Origin of the sequence: Gilliamella mensalis (genome assembly GCF_900103085.1) — a bacterium.
Taxonomy (GTDB): domain Bacteria; phylum Pseudomonadota; class Gammaproteobacteria; order Enterobacterales; family Orbaceae; genus Gilliamella; species Gilliamella mensalis.
This window is the reverse complement of sequence record NZ_FMWR01000001.1, coordinates 39,992-63,975: the sequence shown is the minus strand read 5'-3', so window position 1 is coordinate 63,975 and position 23,984 is coordinate 39,992. Positions and strand designations below refer to the sequence as shown.

The following is a 23,984-nucleotide window of genomic DNA, read 5'->3' as shown; positions in this document are numbered from 1 at the left end:
ATATTTAGTGGTATCGAATAGGTTGTTCACTTCGCTTATCGTGCACTAAAAGCAGACAGGTATCACTTAATGATACCGCTTGTTGTAAGCGTGCTTTGTCTTGTTCATTAAGCTCATTGATGCAAGCAACCACATAACTACAAGTTTTGTTTTGTAAGGCTTTTTCAATCGTTGATATTAGGTTAGTGCTATTTAAATTTGCTAGATGAATTACTTTGTGTTTATCTAAACCTGCGCTATTAACCCATGAACGTTTTAGCATTGGTCGGTCAGAGAGCCATAATTGCCATTTTTTAGCTTTATTCAGTGATTTTAATAAAGGGCGTTGTTGTTGCAATATCTGTTGAAAAGGTGACTCAAAATTAACAGCCATAAGTTGTTGTGTTGAATGTTCAATAAGCATAATAGTTTAAATACTGTATTAATATACACTGTATGCTAATACAGTATTTGGGCGTTGTAAACTCTATTTTGATTATTTTTTATATTATTTATAAATAGGGTAATATCAAGAACGCAACCATTGATATGACAAAATCCCTAAAAAAGTCATTAAAATTGAGCCAATAACATGTATAAATATCGTTGCTAATCCCCAAGGTATGCGACCTTCTTGTAAAAAGCTAACAATTTCTGCCGAAAAGGTGGAAAAAGTTGATAACCCACCACAAAAACCAGTAATCACAAGTAAACGCCATTCGGCTGAAAGGTTAGAGTGATGAAAAAAAGCAATAGCAAAGCCAATAATGTATCCTGCGACCAAATTAGACAGTAATGTACCTAATGGAATGGCAAAAGCAATAACATTTAGTTTAAGTGATAAAAACCACCGTAACAAACCACCAGCCACTGAACCGACTGAAATGGCTAAAATCAGTTTTAGCATGATAGAATATCCTTAATTATAAGCAGAAAAATAAAAATAACTTTTAAAAGATCTTAGTATCGACGTTTTAGCAATAAGCGCAATAACACTTTATTTCAAAATGGTTAAAATTGAAAAATTTATAATGTGATCATACCAATAGAAAATACGAATAGGAACTACTGACAAAGTTGCGATAGAATGTTCGTCATTAAGTAAAAAAATAGAGGTATATGTATGTTTACAGGTATTGTTCAAGGTGTTGGTCAAATTATTGATATTGTAGATAAAGATAAATTAAGGACATATAAGGTCAAATTACCATATCAATTAACTAAGAACATTGAAATTGGTGCATCCATCGCCAACGATGGGTGCTGTTTGACTGTGACGGGTTTTGATGATGATGTAGTAACTTTTGATATTATGGAAGAAACGCTTACATTAACTACATTGGGTGATAAAAGAGTCAATGATTTTGTGAATATTGAACGCAGCGCAAAATATGGTGAGGAAATTGGAGGTCATGTGATGTCAGGGCATATATCTTGCACGGCAACAATTGTTGATCTACAAAAAACCACCACGAATTGTGAAATGACATTACAATTACCAAAAAAATTTATGAAATATATATTATATAAAGGTTTTATAGGAATTGACGGCGCCAGTCTAACGGTTGGACAAGTAAAAGAAGATAGTTTTGCAATTCACTTAATTCCCGAAACGCTAGCCATTACCACATTGGACGCAAAAAAAGTAGGGGACAAAGTCAATATCGAAATAGATTCCCAAACTCAAGCAATTGTTGATACAGTTGAACGTGTGCTAGCGGCAAGAGAACAATAATATTAATCGAATTTATTTCAGATGTAAGCTAATTAGCGCTAATTATCCATTGTAAATTTTTTGCTACGGCTTTTTAATGGCTATTATTATTTAATAGCCATCATAGATTAGCAGATCAAAAGAACAATTCTACCATTACCCAAGGTATAGATTATAAATCTAGCCCATGTGGTATTTTTTATTCCATACAACTATTTGGATTTTCATCAACGGTGGCTACATTAGTCAATTTATATCACTTAGCTATAAAAAAACTTTGTGTGGGTATCATAATTTGACATAGCTAGCGGTGATTTTGTTCGATAACATCATTTTTTTCTGTAATAGAAAGTTGATAATATTGCTTGGTCTAAACAATAGGTTTTTAATTGAATAATTAATTTCAATTCAATAAAATCGTCTTGTTATCTGTTTTTTTATTGTGATTATACCAATATATTGGTTAACGATCTGCTAACTCATTAAAATGATTAGCTCCAACAAACCAACAATAAAAGCACGGTAATATTTACTTTCAAAAGCGCTTTCCCGCGTATTAATGCTATTAGTAATTTTTTGCCAGATCATCAGCAGTTGCTCCTCGCTATACATTTGTTTTGGGCCAAAGGAATTTTGTAGAACATTTTTGTACGTCATTATGAGGTTTTATAGGTTGGATAGGTCATATCAATTCTAATGCAAATGCATGTCTTTTATTCTTGGAATGTCATAAAACCAATGTTGCTAAGCAGGCCATAACAATGCACTGATCAGCGAAAATCCAGCTTTATTGACCTATGACTGATTAAAATCCACAATCATCCCATACAATGTGCTTATTAGTGCCGAGTGGTAATCACTTAACGATTGATTTGTCGATGTTAAGGTTAGATTGAGTATAGCATAAAAGGATAACGTCTTGTTGGAATTGGTAAAGACAATCACATTTAGCTAAGGCTAATTTAAGGCCAACCACAATGTTTCACCTAATTTCCCAAAATCTACATAGTGAATTTTTATTGATGTTATTTGCACATCGTTATTCATATGATCATTTTTTAAGTACAAAAGCTTACGTAAGCAGAGTATAAACTATTGTGGAAGAAATTTTATGAGTTTTTAGTTAATCTTTTGGATTGATATGAAATACTTTCAGTAAGCTAAACAGGTATATGCTGGTTGTTTAACTACTGTATTTAAAAAGCAATTTAGGCAAAGCCATATGTTATCAATTAGATCTTCCTGAAATGGTTAAATTAAATAGAAAATTACATTACTCAGTATAAATCCTAAGCAAAATAATAGAGTAAAAAGATAACTTATTGATGATGGTCGTTGAGCATGTAATACATTTTTACACTAAAACGGTAGAGTTTCCTGAATATTTTTTACAAAAATATAGTCTCTTTTAAATAAAGAAAAGCACTTTTTTATTGCTAATTATGTTATAACTATAAGAAATTTAAAGATTAATTGGTAGAATGAAAAAAGCGCAATATTCTCTATATTATTTTTTATATTACTTTAATAAAAACAATATTTTATAAAATTGTTATTATGTTAAAAATAATTGGAAAAGTTGGTGGAAATTTTAACTAGAATATTTTAATTATAAAACAATATGTTATAATTGGTCTGTTCCCTATGCACATAGGGATAAACCACTTATATTAAACATTTTATTTCAAATATTTTTATATAGTTAATTGGTTAACAACCCCCACAATTTCTTCAATATCATTCGGTGTTGTTTGACAGCAGCCACCAATTAATCTAGCACCTAATTTAATCCAAGTCGGTAATTGATTACTGAAAGTGCAATTATGTTGATGGTTTTTGTACCATTGTTTGGTGGTTGGATCGTATTGTTCACCTGAATTTGGATAAACAATTAACGGTTTGCTGGTAAGTTGATTGAGTACTTCTAACGCTGGCGTGACATTTTCTAACGCAATGCAGTTGATACCAATACTCACAATTTGTTCTTGGTTATTTAAATAATCGATAACTTGTGATAATGGTGTGCCATCGCTAAGATGTTGGGCATCTTTTAACGTTAAGGAAAACCAAGCCTTAGTTGTTGGAAACTGCTGTATTAATTTAATTAACGCTTTGATTTCGTTAAATGAAGGTAGGGTTTCACAAGCAAGGATATCAACGTTAGCTTCAATCAAGGCTTCAATGCGATGATGATGAAAAGTAATAAATTCAGTTTCGGTAAGTTGATAGTCCCCCGTATATTCTGAACCATTAGCAAGGTATGCCCCATAAGGTCCTACTGAACCGGCAATTAGTAATGTTTTATTTTGCTTTGTTTCATTCAAATATTGCTGTTTAGCTTGCTGTGCAAGTTCAACGCTGGCTTTAATTAGCTTAATGGATTTATCAAACGTAATTGCTTTTTTTTCAAATCCTAATGGAGTGGCTTGATAGCTAGCAGTGATCGCACAATCGGCGCCAGCTTTAAAATAGTCATAATGGACTTGGCGAATTAGCTCGGGCTTTTCGATTAGCACTTTTGCTGACCATAAACTATCGTTAAGATCGCATCCACGCCGTTGTAGCTCGCTGGCTAGGGCTCCATCAATAATGATGTACTTTTTTTGCTTTAAAAGTGCGCTAACTATATTATTACTTATCATTTTTTACTACTCGCTTTTGATAGGTTTGAGTAAAGTGGTGAGCAATAAAGCAGACAATCACAAAAGGAATACCACAATAAAGTGCAATACGCTGTTCTGGATCGAATGCCAGTCCAATACAAGCAATTAAGCATAAAATAAAGCCTAAAATGGGTACTAATGGGTATAATGGTGCTTTATATTTTAGATTGCTTTGCTCCTCATGAGTTAAACTTTTTCTGAAAAAGTAATGAGCAGCACAAATACTTAACCAAACGGCTACTACGGCAAAGCCAGAAATAGCGGTTAATGTTACAAACACGGTATCGGGTGCTATTACACTTGAAGATAATGCTAATAATCCGCCGAACATACTAACTACAATTGCGTTGCTTGGGATGCCTTTATTGGTTAATTTAGCAAAACACTTTGGTAATGTGCCTTGATTAGATAGTGACCACAACATGCGCCCAGAGGCATAAAGCCCTGAATTAGCCGCTGATAAAATAGCCGTTAAAATGACAAAATTAAATATATCAGCTGTATACGGGATACCAATATTTTCAAATACCACTACAAATGGGCTGGTAATGACACCTGCTTGATCCATAGGTAGTAGCGCTGCTAGCACAAAAATTGTTCCAACAAAAAAGATAATCAATCTTAAAATAGTCGTTTTTATCGCCATTGGGATCGATTTTTCAGGATGATGGGTTTCGCCTGCCGCAATGCCAATTAGCTCGGTACCTGAAAAGGCAAAATTGACTGAAACCATGGTCATAATAATAGGCGTGATGCCATTAGGAAACCAACCATTATCGGTAATATTGTGTAAAAAAGGTGCTGGCATGCCGTTGTGCATAGGAACAAAGCCGAAGATAGCTGTGGTACCTGCAATAATAAAGATGATGATGGTGATCACTTTAATGATTGAAAACCAAAATTCACTTTCGGCAAAAAATTGAGCAGTCACGATGTTTAACGCAAAGATCACAATACAGAAGATTAAACACCAAATCCAGACTGAAACGGTCGGGAACCAATACTGCATACATAAGCCTGCTGCAGTTAGACTTGAACCAAGTGCCACAGTCCAAGTTAACCAATATAGCCAAGCTACAGTATAACCGGTCCCAGGACTAATAAATCGTGAGGCATAGGTATGAAATGCGCCTGTTTCGGGCATAGCAACCGCCAGTTCACCAAGGCATAGCATCACTAAATAAACGACCAATGCACCAATTAAATAAGCAATGATAGCACCAATTGCGCCTGCGGTGGCAATAATATATCCCGTATTAAAAAATAAACCAGTACCAATAACACCACCAAGCGATAGCATAATTAAATGGCGGGTTTTCATGGTTCGCTTGAATTGGTTCTCAGTTGTAGATGATGAATTTGTATGCATAGTTTGCTTTTTGGGATTAGTTAGAAAAGTAAGATCCCGCCAGTATTACTAGCGGAATCGGTTTATTGAATCAATAGACTGGTAAGTTATAAGTTCTCGAAGAATTCTTCTTTTGTTACTGTTTTACCATTTACATTAACCTCTTCGCTATCTTTGGTTAGGTAAACATCAGAATAGATACCTTTAGTTTCCCCATTGCTTGAAGTTAAAAATTGAGAGTTACTCATAATTAATGCCGACATGAATTGTAGATTTTGATTTGCTTTAGCAACTTGTTCTGGCGTTACCTCGTTAGCGTTAGGGTTTTCGAGTTGTGCTGACAAATGAGCTAACACGTCAAACGGTGCTTCCAGCTTTAATTTAAGTGTATTAATTTTGTCATAATCTGCTTCATCAATAGTTGTGATATCAACATCAGATAGATCGAAATTTAGGTTCGCATTAATATCGCCGGCAGAAGTATGCCAATTAAATTTATTTAACGAAAATTGGATATTGTGTTTTTTGTCAGGGTTGTCTGTGTCCGACGAATTACTAAATAGTTTCTTATCAAAACCTTTAAAATCAATATCTAGCGATCCATTACCTAGATTTTGTTGACCATAAATAATCGAATCAACACGACTATAAAACGAACCTTCGGCTGTGTCGGTAGCTTCATTTAAGATATTTGTTTGGTTGATAACGAATTTATTAATAACCAGCGAAACAGGATTTGAGCTTAATGATGAAGGATAGGTGAATGCAAGTTTATCAATTTCCATATTAGTAATAATGTCAGAGCCATTTGTATCACTACTAATGGTATAATTACCCTTTCCAAGTTCAAGTGAACCATCAATGGTTGGGATCTCCTCTTGAGTGGCTTTAATCGCTTTGCTTGCTAGTTTGACGGTGATATGTTCGCCATAACTTACACCTGCATGTCCGGTAATAAATGGTTGATTACCCGCAAGTTTCCAAAGTGTTGAATTGGCTTGTTCCGTCATTTCGTATTCTAACCAAGCCATTTGTGGAGCAAAGGTTCCTTTGGCAAGTGCAGCAATAGGGAAAGGACCATGATGAATGGTGACATCATCATCAAATAGAGTTTTTGGTTGAGCATCTTCATCTGTTGAATCTTGAAGTGACGCTGTTACAGTTAAATGTAACTTAGTTGAAAAGATATGCTTTTCATAATTACTTTTGGTAATAGAAAATTTAAAATCGTCTTGACTCTGGTTAACTTTATTTGCGATTTGTGCTAATTGGTTGTCGATATGATTTTCAATTATGTTGCCTGTGTACCATGATGTACCTACATAAGCAATTCCCAATACAGCAGCTACCCCTATGGCAAGTGTCGTTTTTTTCATTATAGTTCTCTTAGTTATTAGTTATAATTTAAATTATCATTCTTGATTATTTTCAAAATCAGACAACAAATTTTTAATATATTCAATACGATCAATTCGTTGTAATTCCGATTTTTGTAATTTTAATCGATTTGAGCTTTCTAATCGATAATTTTTTGGCTCTTTTTGAATTATTTCAATCAAATAATCGACAGATACCTTATTATTACTGCCGAATTCTATATAACCGCCTTTTTCGCCAAACTCGATTTTAGTAATGCCTAATTGGCTTGCCTGATAACGGATTTTGGTCGTTTCTAATAAAAATAGCACCGCATCGGGCAATTGACCAAAGCGATCCCGCATTTCAACTTGAATGTCGGTGAGTTCTGCGAGATCGGTGATACTGGCGATGCGTTTATATAGTGACAAGCGTGTATTGACATCGGGAATAAAATCATCAGGAATAAGTGTTGGTAAACGTAACTCAATTTCAGTTTGCTGATTATTGAGTAATGATTCAAGGGTTGGTTCTTTGCCTTCTTTAAGTGATGTAACGGCCTCATCAAGCAGTTCAATATAAAGGTTAAAGCCAATAGTTTCAATTTGCCCACTTTGATCACTACCTAATAGCTCGCCAGCACCCCGAATTTCAAGATCGTGCGTAGCTAAGGCAAAACCTGCACCTAAATCTTCTAGTGATGCGATCGCATCTAAGCGCTTTTTAGCATCTTTTGTGAGTAATTTAGGATGTGGCGTTAATAAATAAGCATAGGCTTGATGGTAAGAACGCCCAACTCGCCCCCTGAGTTGATGTAACTGAGCTAAACCAAATTTATCGGCACGATCAATAATAATGGTATTAGCGTTAGGAATGTCGATACCAGTTTCAACAATGGTGGTACAAACAAGTATGTTAAAGCGTTGATGATGAAAGTCATTCATCACTCGCTCTAAGTCGCGTTCATGCATTTGTCCATGACCAATGGTAATGCGTGCTTCGGGCACCAATTCTGCCAGTTTTTCGCTGACTTTTTCGATATCAGAGATATCATTGTGTAGATAATAAATCTGACCACCACGTAAAATTTCACGCAAAATGGCTTCTCTAATCACAAGCTCATCATATTCTCGAACAAAGGTTTTTACTGCCAGTCGCCGAGCAGGTGGCGTTGCGATAATTGAAAGATCTCGCATACCACTCATTGCCATGTTTAGCGTTCGTGGAATTGGGGTTGCTGTTAGCGTTAAAATATCGATATTTGCTCGCATTGCTTTAATGCGTTCTTTTTGACGAACGCCAAAGCGGTGTTCTTCATCAACAATTAGTAAACCTAAATCTTTCCATTTGATATCTTCTTGTAGCAATTTATGCGTACCAATTACAATATCAATTTTGCCTTCGCCAAGAGCTTCTATAATGGCTTTTTGTTGTTTAGCTGTTTTGAAGCGAGACAGGCTCTCTATACGAATAGGCCAATTGGCGAAACGATCACAAAAGCTTTCGTAGTGTTGTTCAGCAAGTAGAGTTGTTGGCACTAAAACGGCTGTTTGTTTATGATTAATAACAGCTAAAAAGGCAGCACGAATGGCAACTTCGGTTTTACCAAAACCCACATCACCGCAGACTAATCGGTCCATGGCATAAGGCGAGCACATGTCGCCAATTACAGCGCCAATGGCATTTTGTTGATCGTCAGTTTCTTGATAAGGGAATCCTTGGCAAAATAGTTCATATTGCTCATGGTCTTGTTGAAATTGAAATCCGGGTTTGCTTTCACGTTCGGCATAGATATCGAGTAATTCAGCTGCGACATCGCGCACTTTTTCGGCCGCTTTTTGCCGAGCCTTACTCCAAGCATCAGTGCCTAATTTATTCAGTGGGGCGTTTTCTTCATCGCCACCCGAGTAACGACTTATTAAGTTTAATGACGAAACCGGCACATAAAGTTTGGTCTCATTAGCATATAACAAAATAAGATATTCTGCCGTAATGCCACCTGTTTCTAATGTGGTGAGCCCTGCATAGCGACCGACACCATGTTCTAAATGAACAACAGGTTTACCTGGAGTGAGTTCAGCTAAACTGCGAATAAGTGAATCAGTATTGATAGCTTGTTTACTTTCTTTTTTGCGACGAATAACGCGTCGACCTAGTAACTCATTTTCGGTTATAAATGCAAAATTATCTTGCTGATTAATAAAACCTTGCTCGCTAGCACCAACGATTAGATAAAATCGGCTATCAGCATTGTAGAGTTCATCAAACTGATTGATGGTGGTTGGATGAATACGAATTCTGCCAAGGATTTCTTGTAAAGCCTCTTTTCGTCCTTCTGATTCAACTGAAAAAATAATTTTTCCCGAAAAATTATCAACAAATTTTTGAAATTGCAAATAAGGATCTTTTTGTTGGATCTCAATAGCAATGTTGGGTAATTGTATATAAGGTAAATTAATGTTTTTACTTGATTCAGTTGTTGCCTCATTCGATACAACCATTCTTGGATAGTTTTTAAACTTGGCAAAAATTTCGTCCGCTTTAGACCAAATAATACTGGGTGCAAGCAGTGGACGCATAGGATCGACTTTGCGGCTTTCATAACGTTGGGTAATATCTTGCCAATATTTGTTAGCATATTGCTCAATACTAGCGGTATTGATAATTAAGGTATTTGCTAAAAAATAAGAAAATAGTGGTGTTAATGGTTCGTTAAAAAAGAGGGCTTGCCAATATTCAATGCCAGTTGGCAAAATATTTTTGCTAACTTGTTGATAGATGCTCTCTGCATCTAATCTTACTTCAAATTGTTCTCGCCATTGACTACGAAACAGTTCGATAGCCGTTTTATCAAAAGGAAACTCGTGCGCTGGTAGCAATTGTATTTCGACAATTTCATCAAAGGTGCGCTGTGTTTCGACATCAAAAGTGCGGATGCTGTCGATCTCATCATCAAAAAAATCGATACGATATGGCTTATCACTGCCCATAGGATAGATGTCAAACAAAGCGCCACGAGTGGCATATTCACCATGTTCCATAACTTGGCTCACTGAGCGATAGCCAGCATTTTCCAGTTGAAGTCGTAAATGTTCACGGCTAATTTGTAAGCCTTTTTTCATCATAAACACGTGTCCACCCAGATAGCTTTGTGGGCAGACTTTTTGCATTAAGGTATTAATGGGCAAAATTAATGCCCCTTTGGTTAAATGTCCAAGACGATAAAGGCAAGACAGACGTTCTGATATAATATCTTGATGGGGCGAAAAACTATCATAGGGCAAGGTTTCCCAATCAGGAAAGATAATAGATGGGAATGGCGAAAATTGTTTAAGTTCCTCATCAATACGTGAGGATTGTTGCATATCGTCAGTTACAATGACAACTAAACCCTCATGTGCGTCTATTGCTTGGGCACAAAATTGTGATAAGGATGAGCCAACAAGCTGCCCAATATGCTTTACTTCACCTGGTTTTTGGGGAATTATATTTGAAATATTAACTGTTTTAGGCATGATGGATTCGTTGATATTGTTAAAATATTATCGCCAGATTATAACGTAAGTACGTGGTTGTTTTCTATAACTGTTTAATCCTGTATGATAAGCACCTTGCATTTAACTAGCAAAACTTTGTCAAAAAGTTTCAGGTAATATATACGTTTATGTCAAAAATATTTCGTCCATTAGTCTTTTTTATTGGTTTGCGCTATGTGTATGGGCAAAAAACGGATGGCTTTGGTCGCTTTGTGTCATGGTTGTCGATGATTGGCATTATGCTGGGTTCTATTGGTCTAATTGTTGTGTTATCTGTGATGAATGGATTAGAAGACCAAATGCAAAACAGTATTTTAAGATTCTTTCCCCAGGCACAAATTACTTCTATTAAAGGTAGACTTGATCCAAGTGCTAACCCTAGTTCATCATTTGAAAAGATTAAAGGCGTTAATCGTATCACGCCTTTAGTCACTAGCGATGTGGTATTGCAAAGTGAACACAGTATTACATTAAGTACGTTGATGGGAATTACACCTGAAGATAATGACCCTATCAATGATTATATCTATAGCGGATCGATTTTTGATCTACAAGCAGGGCAGTATAATGTCATTATAGGGCAAACATTAGCCAACCAATTAGGCGTAACTGTTGGCGACAAAATTCGCTTAATGGTAACCGATGCCAGTCAAATCACCCCTGTTGGACGTATTCCGTCACAGCGTTTATTTAATATTGTAGGGCTGTTTACTGTTAACCATGATATCAATCAAGCGCTTATATATGTCAATCAATCTGATGCGAGAAATCTATTACGTTATCCTGCTAATATGCTTAGCAGTTGGCGTTTATTTTTAGATAAACCGCTTGATATTGCATCAGTAACCAGTACCCCATTACCTACAGGATTAGTGTTTAACGATTGGCGAACCAAACGTGGTGAATTGTTTCAAGCCATTAAAATGGAAAAAAACGTCATGGGATTACTCATTAGCCTAATTGTAATTGTAGCTGCTTTTAATATTATTACCTCGTTAAGCTTGCTGGTGATGGAAAAGCAGGGTGAAGTGGCTATTTTAAAAACCCAAGGGCTATCGCGATTTAAAATTATGTTAATTTTTATTATTCAAGGCGCAAGCTCAGGGATAATCGGTACGTTCTTAGGTAGTGCTATAGGATTGCTACTTGCCATTAACTTAAACGAAATCATGCAAGTGTTAGGTTTATCTTTAGCCGGTATTTTGTTACCGTCATTGGTTGAACCAACGCAAATTAGTTTCATTATTATCGGATTGCTTATGTTATCGTTAATTTCAACTCTTTATCCTGCATATCGCGCCGCCAATATCCAACCTGCCGAGGCACTACGTTATGAATAACACAGAAAAACTACTTTCAGCTAAAAATCTTTATAAAACTTATAAAGAAGGCAAAATGGTGACTAAGGTGTTAAAAAATGTCTCGTTTGATATTTATCCAAAATCATTACTCGCCATTATTGGGAGTTCAGGATCAGGTAAAAGTACCTTACTTCATCTGCTTGGCGGTTTAGATAAGCCAACATCAGGTGAAATTATTTTTAAATCACAGCAGTTAAATCAACTATCTGAACAAGAAAAGGCTCGTTTACGCAATCAAGAAATCGGTTTTGTTTATCAATTTCATCATCTATTGCCTGATTTTACGGCACTTGAAAATGTGGCCATGCCACTGTTAATTGGTGGCGTTTTGCCAAATGAAGCTAAAAAACGAGCTATGGCAATGCTAGAGTCAGTTAACTTAGTTAAACGAGCTCATCATCGTCCTTCTGAACTTTCAGGGGGAGAACGTCAACGTGTGGCAATTGGGCGGGCATTAATTAATAACCCTGCTTTAGTAATGGCTGATGAGCCAACGGGTAACCTTGATAAGTCAACTGCAGATTCTATTTTTGAACTGTTGATTAAATTAAACCGTGAACACGGTACTGCGTTTTTGGTTGTTACCCATGATCTTGAATTAGCCAATAAACTTGATAAACAATGGGTAATGAGAGACGGGCAACTTTCTGATAGCGCATTATCAGATAATCAATTAACGGATAATTAATATGAATTTATCTTTAATTACTGCTCTCAAATTTCGAAAAGGACGTCGCAAAAGTGGTATGGTGTCGTTAATTTCGATTATTTCAACACTCAGTATTGCTATTGGTATTGCTGCATTAATTATTGGCTTAAGTGCTATGAATGGCTTTGAGCGGGAGCTACATAATCGAGTTTTATCGGTCGTACCACATGGACAACTGTATCGAGAATATGGCAATTTAGATAATTGGCGCCATGTGCAACAAGAGCTTAAAAACGATAATAATATTGTATCGGCGGTACCCTTCGTAAGTTTTACTGGGCTTATTGAAAATGGCAGTAAACTTGGCATAGTTGAAGTTCAAAGTATTGATATTGAAGAAGAAAATAAAATCAGCGCACTCCCTAATTATGTGCTGAATAATAAATGGCAAGATTTTAAACCCGATAGCCAACAGGTCATTATTGGTGCAGGGCTAGCTAAAAGCTTGTCAGTGAGTGAAGGAGGATGGGTTTCTTTATTAATTCCTGCTTCGAGTGGTCCTAACCAACTTAAACCGCCGAAAAGGGTTCGTTTGCAAGTGGTGGGTATTTTAGAATTAAGCGGTAGCTTAAGTAATAATATCGCTTTACTGCCCTTAACAGATGCACAAAAGTTACTTAACATGGGTGACAGTGTCACAGGTATCATGATTAATGTGAATAATGTTTACCAAGCTAATCAGATTATTGGACAAGCCGCATTAAATCTAGAAGAAAACCTATCATTTAATAGCTGGGAAAACTCATTTGGCTTTATGTATCGCGATATTCAAATGATCAGACAAATTATGTATCTGGCCATGATTGTGGTTATTGGCGTTGCTTGTTTTAATATTGTGTCAACTTTAGTTATTGCCGTAAAAGACAAACGGCGTGATATTGCTATATTAAAAACCTTAGGTGCAACCAATCAACTCATAAAAAATATTTTTATTTGGTATGGGGTGATTTCTGGATTAATTGGTAGTTTAATTGGCGTTTTTTTAGGCGTGTTACTGTCATGGCAGCTTTCTAATATCATGGGCTTTATTGAGTCAATAATGGGGTATAAGATCTTAAATAGTAATATCTATTTTATCGATTTTTTACCCTCCGAAATACATCTGTTTGATGTGGTGGTGGTGTTTATCACCTCTATGTTACTTAGTTTAATTGCAAGCTATTATCCAGCTAAACGTGCTTGTAAAATCGAACCCGCTCGAATCTTAAATAGTTTCTAGGATTGAGTTGCATAAAAAAAGGCGCTGTTTGATTGTTTATTATCAGCGCTTTTTATTGTCAATTGTAAAAGTAATAACCATTGGGTAGGGCGTAATGCATATATCCCGTATATAATCCCAATGCAGTAATAATGAATAGTAAGCTAATACTAAGCAAGGTTAACTTGCTTGGATATTTGAAAGTTTTAAGGCTCAGAGAAATTAGCCCACCAAGCACAAAACCAGTGCAAGCTCCACCAACATGTGCCATATTATTTATCGAAGGCAATAATCCCAATCCAGCAGTTAAAACTAAACTGACCAGCATCGCTTTTATCGGCATTTCTTGTATATTGGATCTAAATACCAAGCAATAAGCTAGTAAGGCGGTAATAATACCTAAAATAGCACCCGAAGCACCACAACTGATCACATTTTGATTAATGGTGGCAATATCACTTGATAAGCTTCCCACTAGACCTGAAAAAAGATAAATGCCAACAAAAGCCATGCGAGGTATGCGCTGTTCTAAAATCGGTCCAATACTCCATAATGCCAGCATATTCATAGCTAAATGGGTAAAACCGACATGCATAAATAAATTGGTAAATATGCGCCAATATTGACCAGAAAAGGTCAATACTGCAACATCAGCACCCCAATCAATCAGAAAGTGATTTTCATAAAGTGTCGAAAAACCACGACTATCAAGTAACCGGAAGACAAAAAAGCAAAGGATATTTATCACCACTAAAGTCGAGGTGATTTTAGATTGACTAGCGTAATACTTAATATCATTTAAGGTACTCATTAAAAATCCTTTTGAATAGTTGAATTTTATTGATAGTAGATGAGTTAATCTAACCGTTTACCCCATATCATTAAATCACGCTGAATATTATCCAATTCAGCAATTTTTGGAAGAAGTCCCCATTGTTGATATTGCATTTTTTTAAATAAATTAACACTAGGTAAATTATGTCGAAACACATAGCTAAAAATTGCCTCAATTCCTACTTGTTTAGCAAATTGTTCAATTTTATCCACCACAAATTGACCAATTTTTTTGCCTCGAAAATCTTGATGAAGATATAAGCTAATCTCAACCGTTTTATAAAAAGCAGGGCGACCATAAAAAGAAGACAAGCTAATCCAACCACAAGGCTGATCTTGATATTTTATTAACCAAAGGGGACGATTTTGAGGGTTATGTTGGTAAAACCATTCTAATCGACTTTCAACAGAAACAGGCTCCGTATCAGCAGTCACTTGGCGACCAGCAATTGTTGAATTATAAACATCGACAATAAAGGGTAAATCTTCTAATGTAGCATCGTGGTAAGTGATCATGTTTTTTGCTGTAAGTGGTTTAAAGAAAAATTATTGTAGTTTTATTATTGATTGTAGGCAATAAGGGATATTTTTATCATCAGGAAAATACGGCGTAGCAATGGTTTACGGTTAAATAAAAAATTCAATAAAATCAATAATCTACTTGGGTGTTTTTTTTACAATAAAATTTACTCATTATCAAAAAATCAAAAATTTAGCTAACCCTTTTTTTTATCAATAAATAAAAATAAATAAAAACAACAAATTAAAATAGCCTTGTAAAAAAGGGTTTTTTAAAACAAAAATCCTATTTGCCTTTTGTCAAACAAGCTTGATAGTATATTGGCTTCTGTTCACCGCCGTATAGGCGGTTTAGAAAACAAACATATTTGCAGATTTATTCGCTGGCAGGTTCACCGCCGTATAGGCGGTTTAGAAAAATTATATGACACGCACCGACATAATCCCCCGGTTCACCGCCGTATAGGCGGTTTAGAAACTCCCCTAACCTAGACAATTCATTAAACATAGATTCACCGCCGTACGGCAAGCTTAATCGATTAATTAATATAAATTTTACCGATTACTGTCTTTTAATTTCTCTCTAACACTAAACAAAATTTAACGTTTTCATTTTGTTTTTCTTCTTAAACATGTATTTTATATATATCTTTAATTAAGAAGATAAAATTAGGAGGTATTATGTTTTGTATTCAATGTGAGCAAACAATAACAAAATCAAATAAAAAAGGCTGTAGTTATGTAAAAGGGATGTGTGGTAAAACAGCTGAAGTTTCTGATCTGCAAGATGTTTTAGTTGCAAGTTTACAAAAAATTTCATTTTGGGCTTCTGTTTGCAGAAAATATCAAATTGTAAACCGTGAAATAGATAGATGGTCATGTCAAACTTTTTTTTCAACATTAACTAATGTCAATTTTGATGCAGATAGAATGCTAGCTTATCTTGATCAAGCACAAAAAATTAGCCAACAATTGCAACAAAAAGCGAAAGAAGCTGCGAATAAAGTTAATGAAGTTATACCTCCTTTAACGTTTGTCGCAAAGCTTAACTATCCCAATACGAAAAAGGCACTTTTAGAAGTTGCGTCTTCTGTCTTGCTGAACCGTGAGCAAGAGCAAGTCGGGGAAGATATTATTGGACTACGTTTATTAGCGTTATATGGCTTAAAAGGTGCAGCAGCTTATATAGAACATGCAGCAGTATTAGGTCAATTTAACGATGAGATATATTCTGAGTATCATCAGTTTATGAGCTTATTAGGAAATAATCCAACTGATATTAATCAATTAGTTAAATTATCCATGCAAATAGGGCATTTAAATTATAAAGTTATGGCGATGCTTGATATGGGTGAAACGAATTTATTTGGTCATCCTACGCCTACAAAGGTCAATACAAAGCCAATTGCAGGAAAATGTATCTTAGTTTCAGGGCATGATCTTCATGATCTGCATTTGATCTTAGAACAAACTCAAGGCAAAGGTATTAATGTCTATACTCATGGTGAAATGTTACCTGCTCACGCTTATCCTGAGTTGCATAAATATCCACACTTGGTTGGTAATTACGGTAGTGCGTGGCAAAATCAACAAATAGAATTTGCTAACTTTCCGGGTGCAATTGTAATGACATCTAATTGTATAATTAACCCTTTTACCAATGGCTACAACGATCGTATTTTTACTCGAAGTATGGTTGGTTGGCCGGGTGTAACACATATTAAAACGAATGATTTTGCGGCTGTTATTAATTGTGCTTTAGAGCAACCAGGATTTAGTTATACAGAACTTGAACACTATATTACTATTGGTTTTGCTCGAAATACGTTAATGAATGTTGCTCCAACTGTTGTTGAACAGGTTAATGCAGGTCATATTAAACACTTCTTTTTAATAGGAGGATGTGACGGTAATAAAAGTGAACGTCATTACTATACAGAAATGGCAAAGCAAGTGCCAAAAGATAGTGTTATTTTAACGTTAGGATGTGGTAAGTATCGTTTTAATATGCATGATTTTGGTGATATTAATGGTATTCCTCGTTTATTGGATATCGGGCAATGCAATGATGCATATTCTGCAATTGAACTTGCAATTGCCTTAGCTGAAGCTTTTGGGCTGGGAATGAATGAGTTACCGTTAACATTGGTGTTGTCTTGGTTTGAACAAAAAGCCATTGTTATTTTACTTACATTATTATCGCTTGGCATAAAAGGAATTTATGTCGGTCCGTCTATACCAGAATTTTTAACTGAAAATCTGCTGAGTCTTTTGCAAGAAAAATTTGATTTACACATTACAACCGATGCGAATAACGATCTTAATCAAATATTAACCGCCAGTTTAGCTTAACTACAAGAAAATCTATTATTATCCTCAAATTAATGGGGGTAATAATCATGTATAACAAATTTTTCTTTTTCATGTTTTATACAAAAAGCTTAAAAAAGATAACTAATATTTAAAATGAATCAAATATAATGCTTCATTTAAAATGATCTTTCAATAAGCAGGAGATTAAGTGCAATTATCAAGTTTTACTGATTATAGTATTCGTGTGCTTATCTATTTATCTACCTTAGCTGAAGATGAATTGACAAGTATTACTGCAGTTAGTCAATATTATAAAATTTCCAAAAACCATCTAGTTAAGGTTGTCTATAAGTTAGGCAAATTAGGTTATGTCGAAACAAAACAAGGAAAAAGAGGGGGAATTAAATTAAAAATACACAGTAAACATATCAATATTGGTAAAGTTATAAGGCAAGTAGAGCCACTTGAGTTATTTAATTGTAGTGTATCATCTTGTTATATTAGTCCAGCTTGCCGTTTGAAAAAATACCTTCTTGATGCGAAAGAAGCTTTTTTAAAAGAGCTAGATCAATACACAATCGATGATCTTGTTCGTGATAATCAAAAATTAATTAATCTACTGTGATCTGTAGAAGATACCTATATTATTTACAGTAGTTTGCAAAGTTAAGGTAATAGATGTACATAAAAAAACAATTAAAGCTAGGTTATAGGCAAAAGTTATAGCAATGATATCATAAAGAAAACTGAGCGTTATATGCTAATTGCTCAACTGCTTTATAACATACTAAAAAGCCAGATAACCGCTTTTGGTTATCTTAATATTTAACAACAACGTACTGGTGAAAGTGTCATATACACTTTCTTATGTTTTTCTGCTCATATTTTTGTATTGCACACTAACATTACATTAGTTAATAATCTTATTGGAAACAGCAAGTGATAACTCTATTGGTTTAGGTTTTTTAACAGTAAAAGTTTATAAATAAGAATAACTAACATATTATTTTAATTTAAATAAATAGTTAATTTTATCGAGCTAGATCACAATTTGATGCAAACAAAGTCTATCATTAATGGTCCTGCTAATTTAACGGTTAGTATTCTAGAGGGAAGACAAAACATAAACTATTGTTGTTTTGGATAATTATGCAAATAGTGACCCACATAATGCTGAGCAACTTTTTAAGTAATCATATATTATCCATTACAATCGCTTAATATCCAATCATGCTAAAATCACATTACATAATAGAAATTAATTATCACAATCAAAGTAATAATCTTATAAATTGTTCAATTTTTAGAGTACAATGTAATGGCATTTATCTTAATTATCATGTCTTATTTTGGATTGATATACAAAAAATAAACATGAGTTAATTGTCTATTAAACAAAAGTTACACCGATTTTTACATAAATTATTACCCGTTTCGATACAGAAGTTTCTATTTAATTCTGCATTTGGAATTGTAGTTCAACATATAATGTTAAGCTTGGAGAAAGGAAATGTATTTATTAGAAATGGCACCAAAATTTTTGTTAGCTTTAATTATTTTACTTGTTTATGTGAAGTTGTCAGGAAAAAGCCAAATTGCGCCAATGTCGCAGCTCGATCAGGTGGGTAGTATGGTCATTGGTGCGCTAGTTGGGGGGGCATTACTTAGCCCGACAGTATCGCCTTGGGAAGCTGCTGGGTTAGTGGCTATTTGGGCAGGTCTACTTGTTTTAATTCGTTTTATCAAATCTAAAAACTCACGCCTACGCGATGCCATAGATGGCGAACCAATTCAATTAGTTAAAAATGGAAATTTAATAACGGATAATTTTATTAAAGCCAACTTACCGGTAAGAGATTTTGAAACTTTAGTGAATATACAAGGTATAGCTTCATTTGATGAATTAAAAGAAGTTTGGTATGAACTCAATGGCTCTTTAACCATTATCAAAAAAGGCGATAAAGACATCGCTGTACTTATCATTGAAAATGGTGGCATTAGCCATGATAATCTTGAACAGCTTCAAAAAGATGAAGAGTGGGTTAAACATGAAATTTCAAAGCAAGGCTATGAAAAAATAGAAGATGTTTTTTGTGCTGAATGGTTTGATAATAAGTTGATTATTTACCCTTATGATTCAGTGCGTGAAGGTAAAAAATAGTTATTTTTTAGGGTGGATCTCAATCCACCTTTCAGCTTGGTTAAGCTATCATTAACGTCTAACTAACGCAGTTGGCTATCTTTACTACCACGGCGGTTATATAGGCTTGATACTTTAGCTAATTGTTTATCGATTTCTTGTTGGCAAGATAAACAATACTGCACTCCGGGTAATGCTGCTTTTCTAGCTCTGGCAATAGGTTCACCACACTCAATACAAAAATCAGCGCTAGTGGTACCGTGATTAAGTTGTCGTCTTGCGTTTTCGATAGCATCGGCAATCGTGCCTTCGATTTGTTGATTAACAGCATCGTCAGATGCCCATCCACTCGCCATAAGCGAATCCTTCTAGAACTGAAATAGTTGTATAATGATATGGTGTTTTTTTAGACTTTTTCAAGTAATATGTTAACTAAAGATAGATTATTTCAATAGTTAGCATTATTAAATTGGAGGTTATAATGCAGCAATATGAACAAGCAACATTTGCAGGTGGTTGTTTTTGGTGTATGGTAAAACCATTTGATCAATATGAAGGGGTTATTCATGTCATAGCGGGGTATACTGGTGGAAATGCAATAAACCCAACCTATCAACAAGTCTGTTCAGGTACAACAGGGCATACTGAAGCGGTGCAAATTACGTTTGATCCAAAACTCATTAGCTATACAAAATTGCTTGAAATCTTTTGGCAACAAATTGATCCAACTGATTCACAGGGGCAATTTGCTGATCGGGGGGATTCTTATCGTCCTGTTATTTTTTATCATAATGAAGATCAACAGCAACAAGCATTAACGTCTAAACAGGCATTACAAGACAGTGGTAAGTTTGATAAACCAATTGGTGTTACTATAGAGCCTGCGGTTGCATTTTACCCTGCAGAAGACTATCACCAAAGTTATTATACTAAACAGTCACAGCATTATAACCAATATTACCAATTATCAGGGCGATCACAGTTTTTAGCTCAGCATTGGCAAAAAAATAAATAAAAGGATGATTTAATCATGCAAAACTATCCACAATACAGTAGTAAACAAAAATGGATCCATTGGTCAACATTACTACTGATTGTATCAGCATTTTTATTGATGATATTAAAAGTGACGTTGTCACAATATTTGGGAGGAATGTCTACCATTTATATATTACACAAATCTTTTGGCGTGTTGATCTTTGTAATAACATTGTGTCGCTTTGTTGTCATTAAAAGTAATGGTGTTCCCGAAGTCTTGCCTAAAAACCAAAAACTACAGCGCATCTTATCAAAATCCACGCAGGGACTTATCTACATTTTCTTAATTATTATGCCACTTTCTGGCTACTTAATGAGTAGTAGGCCACTGAATTTTCTTGGTGTCATCACTATTCCTGCTATTGATATGCCTAATATATATTATAGTTTTTTTCATATCACCCACAAAGTTAGCTCATATTTATTAGTTATTTTACTTATTTTACATATAGCTGGTGCCTTATATCATTATTTTTGGATTAGAGATAAAGTGTTGCAATCGATGTTAAGCCGTAATTAATTCATAAATTAAGACAAACAACATTAAATGACGAAGGTGACTTATGAATAAAACAATGAAAGAAAAAGCGCTGTCCATATTAACACCTATGCAATATCATGTAACTCAAAAAAATGGGACAGAACCTCCGTTTGAAAACGAATTTAACACCAATCATCAAGAAGGGCTATATGTTGATATCGTATCTGGTGAACCGCTATTTACTTCGTTAGATAAATTTGATTCAGGATGTGGTTGGCCTAGTTTTGCCAAACCCATAGAAAAGAGCAGCATCGTTGAAAAAAAGGATACCAGTTTTGGTATGCGACGCACCGAAGTGCGATCTGCAGATGCCGATTCTCATCTTGGTCATGTCTTTAATGATGGACCAAAAGCCTTAGGCGGATTGCGTTATTGCATCAATTCGGCTTCTTTGCGGTTTATACCGAAAGATGAGCTAGAAGATGCAGGCTATGGGCAGTATTTAAAACTCTTTGAACGATAGTAAATGAAAATATGAAACGTTACAAACTAAAAATCCTATCATCTCTAAATCAGATGATAGGATCAATAATTTGCTAACTCGCTTTGTTTTAGTTCTTTCGTTTAAATAAGATATAACTAATTAATAAAAACACAAAACTGGTTATAAGTGACCCAATAATAGGATAAATACCCATAACAATACTGACTTGAGCAAACAAATTATCGGCAATATAAAACAAGAAACCAAAGCTAATGCCAATCACCACGCGAATCCCCATCGACACGCTACGTAACGGACCAAAAATAAATGACAAAGCCAACAACATCATCACTGCCACCGAAACTGGCTTGATAATCTTTTTCCAAAATAGTAAATCGTAATACTTGGTATCTTGCCCTGAGCTTTTAAGGTATTGTGAATATTGATAAAGCCCAGCGGCTGACAATGAATCAGGATCAAACGCTACAATACTTAATTTATCGGGAGTAATATTCGTTTTCCAAGGGAGGGAGACCATATTGATGCCGACGACTTGATTGGGTACTGTTAGATCATTTTTTTCGACTTGCGACAACGTCCAACTATCATTTTCATAAACACCATAGGCGGCGTGGGTAATAGACTGTAACTTATTTTGATCGACTGAATAGATATAAACATTTGAAATCGAATTATCGTTATTCACATGCTCAATAAACACATAATCATTACCATCTTTTGCCCAAAGACTGCCTTGTTCGGCCATTAATGAATTACCATAAATCTTTTCAGAACGCATATTGCGTGCAGTTTGTTCACTAACAGGGGCAACCCATTCACCAATTGCCATGGTAATTAATACCAGTGGTAAGGCTGTTTTCATAACCGCAAAAGCAATTTTAAAACGGCTAAAGCCCGAAGTTTCCATTACAATTAGCTCACTGCGTGATGCGAGCAAGCCTAAACCTATTAAAGCTCCTAACAACGCCGCCATAGGAAAAAACACTTCTAAATCTTTCGGTACCATCAACAGGGTATAAATACCCACAGAAAATGCATCATAATCAACTTTAATTTTTCGCAGTTGATCAATAAAACGGATAATACCCGACAAACTAATAAGTAAAAAAAGACTAACACCAATGGTGCTTAAAATAGTTTTACCGATATAACGATCTAAAATCGAAAACACGCTTTTCTCCTTACGATGCCGCATATTTTAAGCGAAGTTTACGCATAAATAGGTTATCCCAACAATTTAAGATAAGCGCCAACACAAAATATCCTAAATTCAAAATATAAAACCATAATTCGGGATCTAAACGGCTTTTTCCTGCATTGGCTTTAATCGAACTGGCCGACAAAAAGTAAACCAAATACAGCAGTAAAGCCGGTAAAACTTGTGCAAGTCGCCCTTGGCGTGGGTTAGATACACTCAGTGGAATTACTAAAAATGCCATTAATGGCACTGAAATAATCAGCGTTACTCGCCAATAAAATTCTGCATTGGCTTTAGGTATATTGGAGTTTGCTAGCTCGAATAATCCTAATTGCTGAACATCACTTTTATCTTTATCTTCATTGGTCGATAACACTTTGGGTTTAATAATACCTAAATAATTATGAAAGTTTGAAATCCGAAAATCTTTTAATTGCGCTGTGCCTTCATAACGATTGGCCTTTTCAAGGGTAATAATTTGATTACCTTCATCATCATGTCCAGTCTTGCCCTTGTTGGCAATAATAATTGAAGGGCGCTGATTGGTTTTAGGATTGATTTGAGCAATAAACACATTTTCTAAATTATTATTATGTACATTACCAATATAAATTACCGAATTACCATCAGGTGTTTGTTGAAATTGCCCAGCTAACAACCCTGCTAAACTAGGATTTATTTTAGCATTGGCAAGTAGCTGATCTTGCTTAATGCTAGACCAAGGACCAAACCAAAGCGAATTGAGTGCCGTTAATATGCAGGTTAAAATACAAAGAAAAAGCACTACTTGATAAGTCAAATTCTTCTTAATCCCGCAAGCATACATTGCTACCATTTCGCTGTCAGAATAAAGGCGCCCAAAGGTAACTAACACACCAAGAAAAAGGCTCAATGGCAAAATCAGATCAGCCATATTCGATACACCCAAGACTAATAACGGCATAATCAAATCACGGGGAATCGAACCATCAATGGCGCTCGACAAAATTCTAATTAATTTTTGAGAAAAGAAAATCAGTAACAAAATAAACAAAATTGCCCCTTGGGTTTTCAATGTCTCTTTAACTAAATATCGACGAATTATCACATTTT

Annotated in this window: 21 protein-coding genes; 10 read left to right on the top strand and 11 right to left on the bottom strand. The window is 35.0% G+C overall.

Annotation, left to right across the window (positions count from 1 at the left end):
* Positions 1–4: 4 nt before the first annotated feature.
* A complete protein-coding gene (locus BQ5209_RS00310; RefSeq protein ID WP_085246590.1) occupies positions 5–403 on the bottom strand; it encodes a cell division inhibitor SulA in 399 nt (132 codons plus the stop codon).
* 105 nt (positions 404–508) lie between these two features.
* The gene (crcB, locus tag BQ5209_RS00305) at positions 509–886 is read right to left on the bottom strand and encodes a fluoride efflux transporter CrcB (RefSeq protein ID WP_085246589.1); all 378 of its coding nucleotides are present in this window, start codon (positions 884–886) and stop codon (positions 509–511) included.
* Between the two features lie 216 nt (positions 887–1,102).
* On the opposite strand from crcB, the gene BQ5209_RS00300 reads away from it, so the two are divergent.
* A complete protein-coding gene (locus BQ5209_RS00300) occupies positions 1,103–1,714 on the top strand; it encodes a riboflavin synthase subunit alpha (protein WP_085246588.1) in 612 nt (203 codons plus the stop codon).
* A gap of 1,673 nt (positions 1,715–3,387) precedes the next feature.
* Here BQ5209_RS00300 and mmuM read toward each other — a convergent pair.
* The 4 genes from mmuM to mfd all read right to left on the bottom strand — a co-directional run bounded on the left by mmuM (position 3,388) and on the right by mfd (position 10,575).
* Positions 3,388–4,335 (bottom strand): homocysteine S-methyltransferase, encoded by a 948-nt coding sequence (mmuM, locus tag BQ5209_RS00295; RefSeq protein WP_085246587.1) that lies wholly within the window; start codon positions 4,333–4,335, stop codon positions 3,388–3,390.
* Positions 4,325–5,725 carry an S-methylmethionine permease gene (gene mmuP / locus BQ5209_RS00290; RefSeq protein ID WP_085246586.1) on the bottom strand — a complete coding sequence of 467 codons (1,401 nt, stop codon included), beginning with the start codon at positions 5,723–5,725 and terminating at the stop codon, positions 4,325–4,327. The genes mmuM and mmuP overlap by 11 nt, the downstream gene beginning before the upstream one ends.
* Before the next feature lie 86 nt (positions 5,726–5,811).
* Complete coding sequence (locus BQ5209_RS00285; protein WP_085246585.1) at positions 5,812–7,080, bottom strand: YdgA family protein; 1,269 nt, start codon at positions 7,078–7,080, stop codon at positions 5,812–5,814.
* A 36-nt stretch (positions 7,081–7,116) separates the two neighbouring features.
* Positions 7,117–10,575 (bottom strand): transcription-repair coupling factor, encoded by a 3,459-nt coding sequence (gene mfd, locus BQ5209_RS00280; RefSeq protein WP_085246584.1) that lies wholly within the window; start codon positions 10,573–10,575, stop codon positions 7,117–7,119.
* A 158-nt stretch (positions 10,576–10,733) separates the two neighbouring features.
* Between mfd and lolC the strand changes: the two genes are divergently transcribed.
* Genes lolC through lolE form a run of 3 tightly spaced genes read left to right on the top strand, consistent with a single transcriptional unit; the run spans position 10,734 to position 13,885 of the window.
* Positions 10,734–11,936: a lipoprotein-releasing ABC transporter permease subunit LolC gene (lolC, locus tag BQ5209_RS00275; protein WP_085246599.1), complete on the top strand. Its 1,203-nt coding sequence runs from the start codon at positions 10,734–10,736 to the stop codon at positions 11,934–11,936.
* Positions 11,929–12,645: a lipoprotein-releasing ABC transporter ATP-binding protein LolD gene (lolD, locus tag BQ5209_RS00270; protein ID WP_085246583.1), complete on the top strand. Its 717-nt coding sequence runs from the start codon at positions 11,929–11,931 to the stop codon at positions 12,643–12,645. Before lolC ends, lolD begins: the two co-directional genes overlap by 8 nt.
* A gap of 1 nt (position 12,646) precedes the next feature.
* A complete protein-coding gene (lolE, locus tag BQ5209_RS00265) occupies positions 12,647–13,885 on the top strand; it encodes a lipoprotein-releasing ABC transporter permease subunit LolE (protein WP_085246582.1) in 1,239 nt (412 codons plus the stop codon).
* 58 nt (positions 13,886–13,943) lie between these two features.
* On the opposite strand, the gene BQ5209_RS00260 is transcribed toward lolE, so the two are convergent.
* Together BQ5209_RS00260 and BQ5209_RS00255 are read right to left on the bottom strand one after the other, a co-directional pair.
* Entirely contained in the window at positions 13,944–14,675 is a 732-nt protein-coding gene (locus tag BQ5209_RS00260; protein ID WP_085246581.1) for a rhomboid family intramembrane serine protease, read from the bottom strand.
* 44 nt (positions 14,676–14,719) lie between these two features.
* Positions 14,720–15,214 carry a GNAT family N-acetyltransferase gene (locus BQ5209_RS00255; protein ID WP_085246580.1) on the bottom strand — a complete coding sequence of 165 codons (495 nt, stop codon included), beginning with the start codon at positions 15,212–15,214 and terminating at the stop codon, positions 14,720–14,722.
* A gap of 684 nt (positions 15,215–15,898) precedes the next feature.
* Here BQ5209_RS00255 and hcp point away from each other — a divergent pair.
* From hcp to BQ5209_RS00240, 3 genes are all read left to right on the top strand, one after another.
* Entirely contained in the window at positions 15,899–17,569 is a 1,671-nt protein-coding gene (gene hcp, locus BQ5209_RS00250) for a hydroxylamine reductase (RefSeq protein ID WP_085246579.1), read from the top strand.
* Between the two features lie 169 nt (positions 17,570–17,738).
* A complete protein-coding gene (gene nsrR / locus BQ5209_RS00245; protein WP_085246578.1) occupies positions 17,739–18,155 on the top strand; it encodes a nitric oxide-sensing transcriptional repressor NsrR in 417 nt (138 codons plus the stop codon).
* Between the two features lie 885 nt (positions 18,156–19,040).
* On the top strand, positions 19,041–19,691 hold the full coding sequence (locus BQ5209_RS00240; protein ID WP_085246577.1) for a DUF421 domain-containing protein: 651 nt from the start codon (positions 19,041–19,043) through the stop codon (positions 19,689–19,691).
* Positions 19,692–19,753: 62 nt separating this feature from the next.
* On the opposite strand, the gene BQ5209_RS00235 is transcribed toward BQ5209_RS00240, so the two are convergent.
* The gene (locus tag BQ5209_RS00235; protein WP_085246576.1) at positions 19,754–20,026 is read right to left on the bottom strand and encodes a DksA/TraR family C4-type zinc finger protein; all 273 of its coding nucleotides are present in this window, start codon (positions 20,024–20,026) and stop codon (positions 19,754–19,756) included.
* Between the two features lie 125 nt (positions 20,027–20,151).
* Between BQ5209_RS00235 and msrA the strand changes: the two genes are divergently transcribed.
* The 3 genes from msrA to msrB are packed head-to-tail and all read left to right on the top strand — an operon-like array spanning position 20,152 to position 21,712.
* Positions 20,152–20,685: a peptide-methionine (S)-S-oxide reductase MsrA gene (gene msrA / locus BQ5209_RS00230; RefSeq protein WP_085246575.1), complete on the top strand. Its 534-nt coding sequence runs from the start codon at positions 20,152–20,154 to the stop codon at positions 20,683–20,685.
* Between the two features lie 15 nt (positions 20,686–20,700).
* Complete coding sequence (locus tag BQ5209_RS00225) at positions 20,701–21,228, top strand: cytochrome b (protein WP_085246574.1); 528 nt, start codon at positions 20,701–20,703, stop codon at positions 21,226–21,228.
* A gap of 43 nt (positions 21,229–21,271) precedes the next feature.
* Positions 21,272–21,712, top strand: a complete 441-nt coding sequence (gene msrB / locus BQ5209_RS00220; RefSeq protein ID WP_208609895.1) for a peptide-methionine (R)-S-oxide reductase MsrB — start codon at positions 21,272–21,274, stop codon at positions 21,710–21,712.
* 88 nt (positions 21,713–21,800) lie between these two features.
* Here msrB and lptG read toward each other — a convergent pair whose 3' ends face one another.
* Complete coding sequence (lptG, locus tag BQ5209_RS00215) at positions 21,801–22,865, bottom strand: LPS export ABC transporter permease LptG (RefSeq protein ID WP_085246573.1); 1,065 nt, start codon at positions 22,863–22,865, stop codon at positions 21,801–21,803.
* 10 nt (positions 22,866–22,875) lie between these two features.
* Positions 22,876–23,979 (bottom strand): LPS export ABC transporter permease LptF, encoded by a 1,104-nt coding sequence (gene lptF, locus BQ5209_RS00210; protein ID WP_085246572.1) that lies wholly within the window; start codon positions 23,977–23,979, stop codon positions 22,876–22,878.
* Positions 23,980–23,984 lie beyond the last annotated feature (5 nt).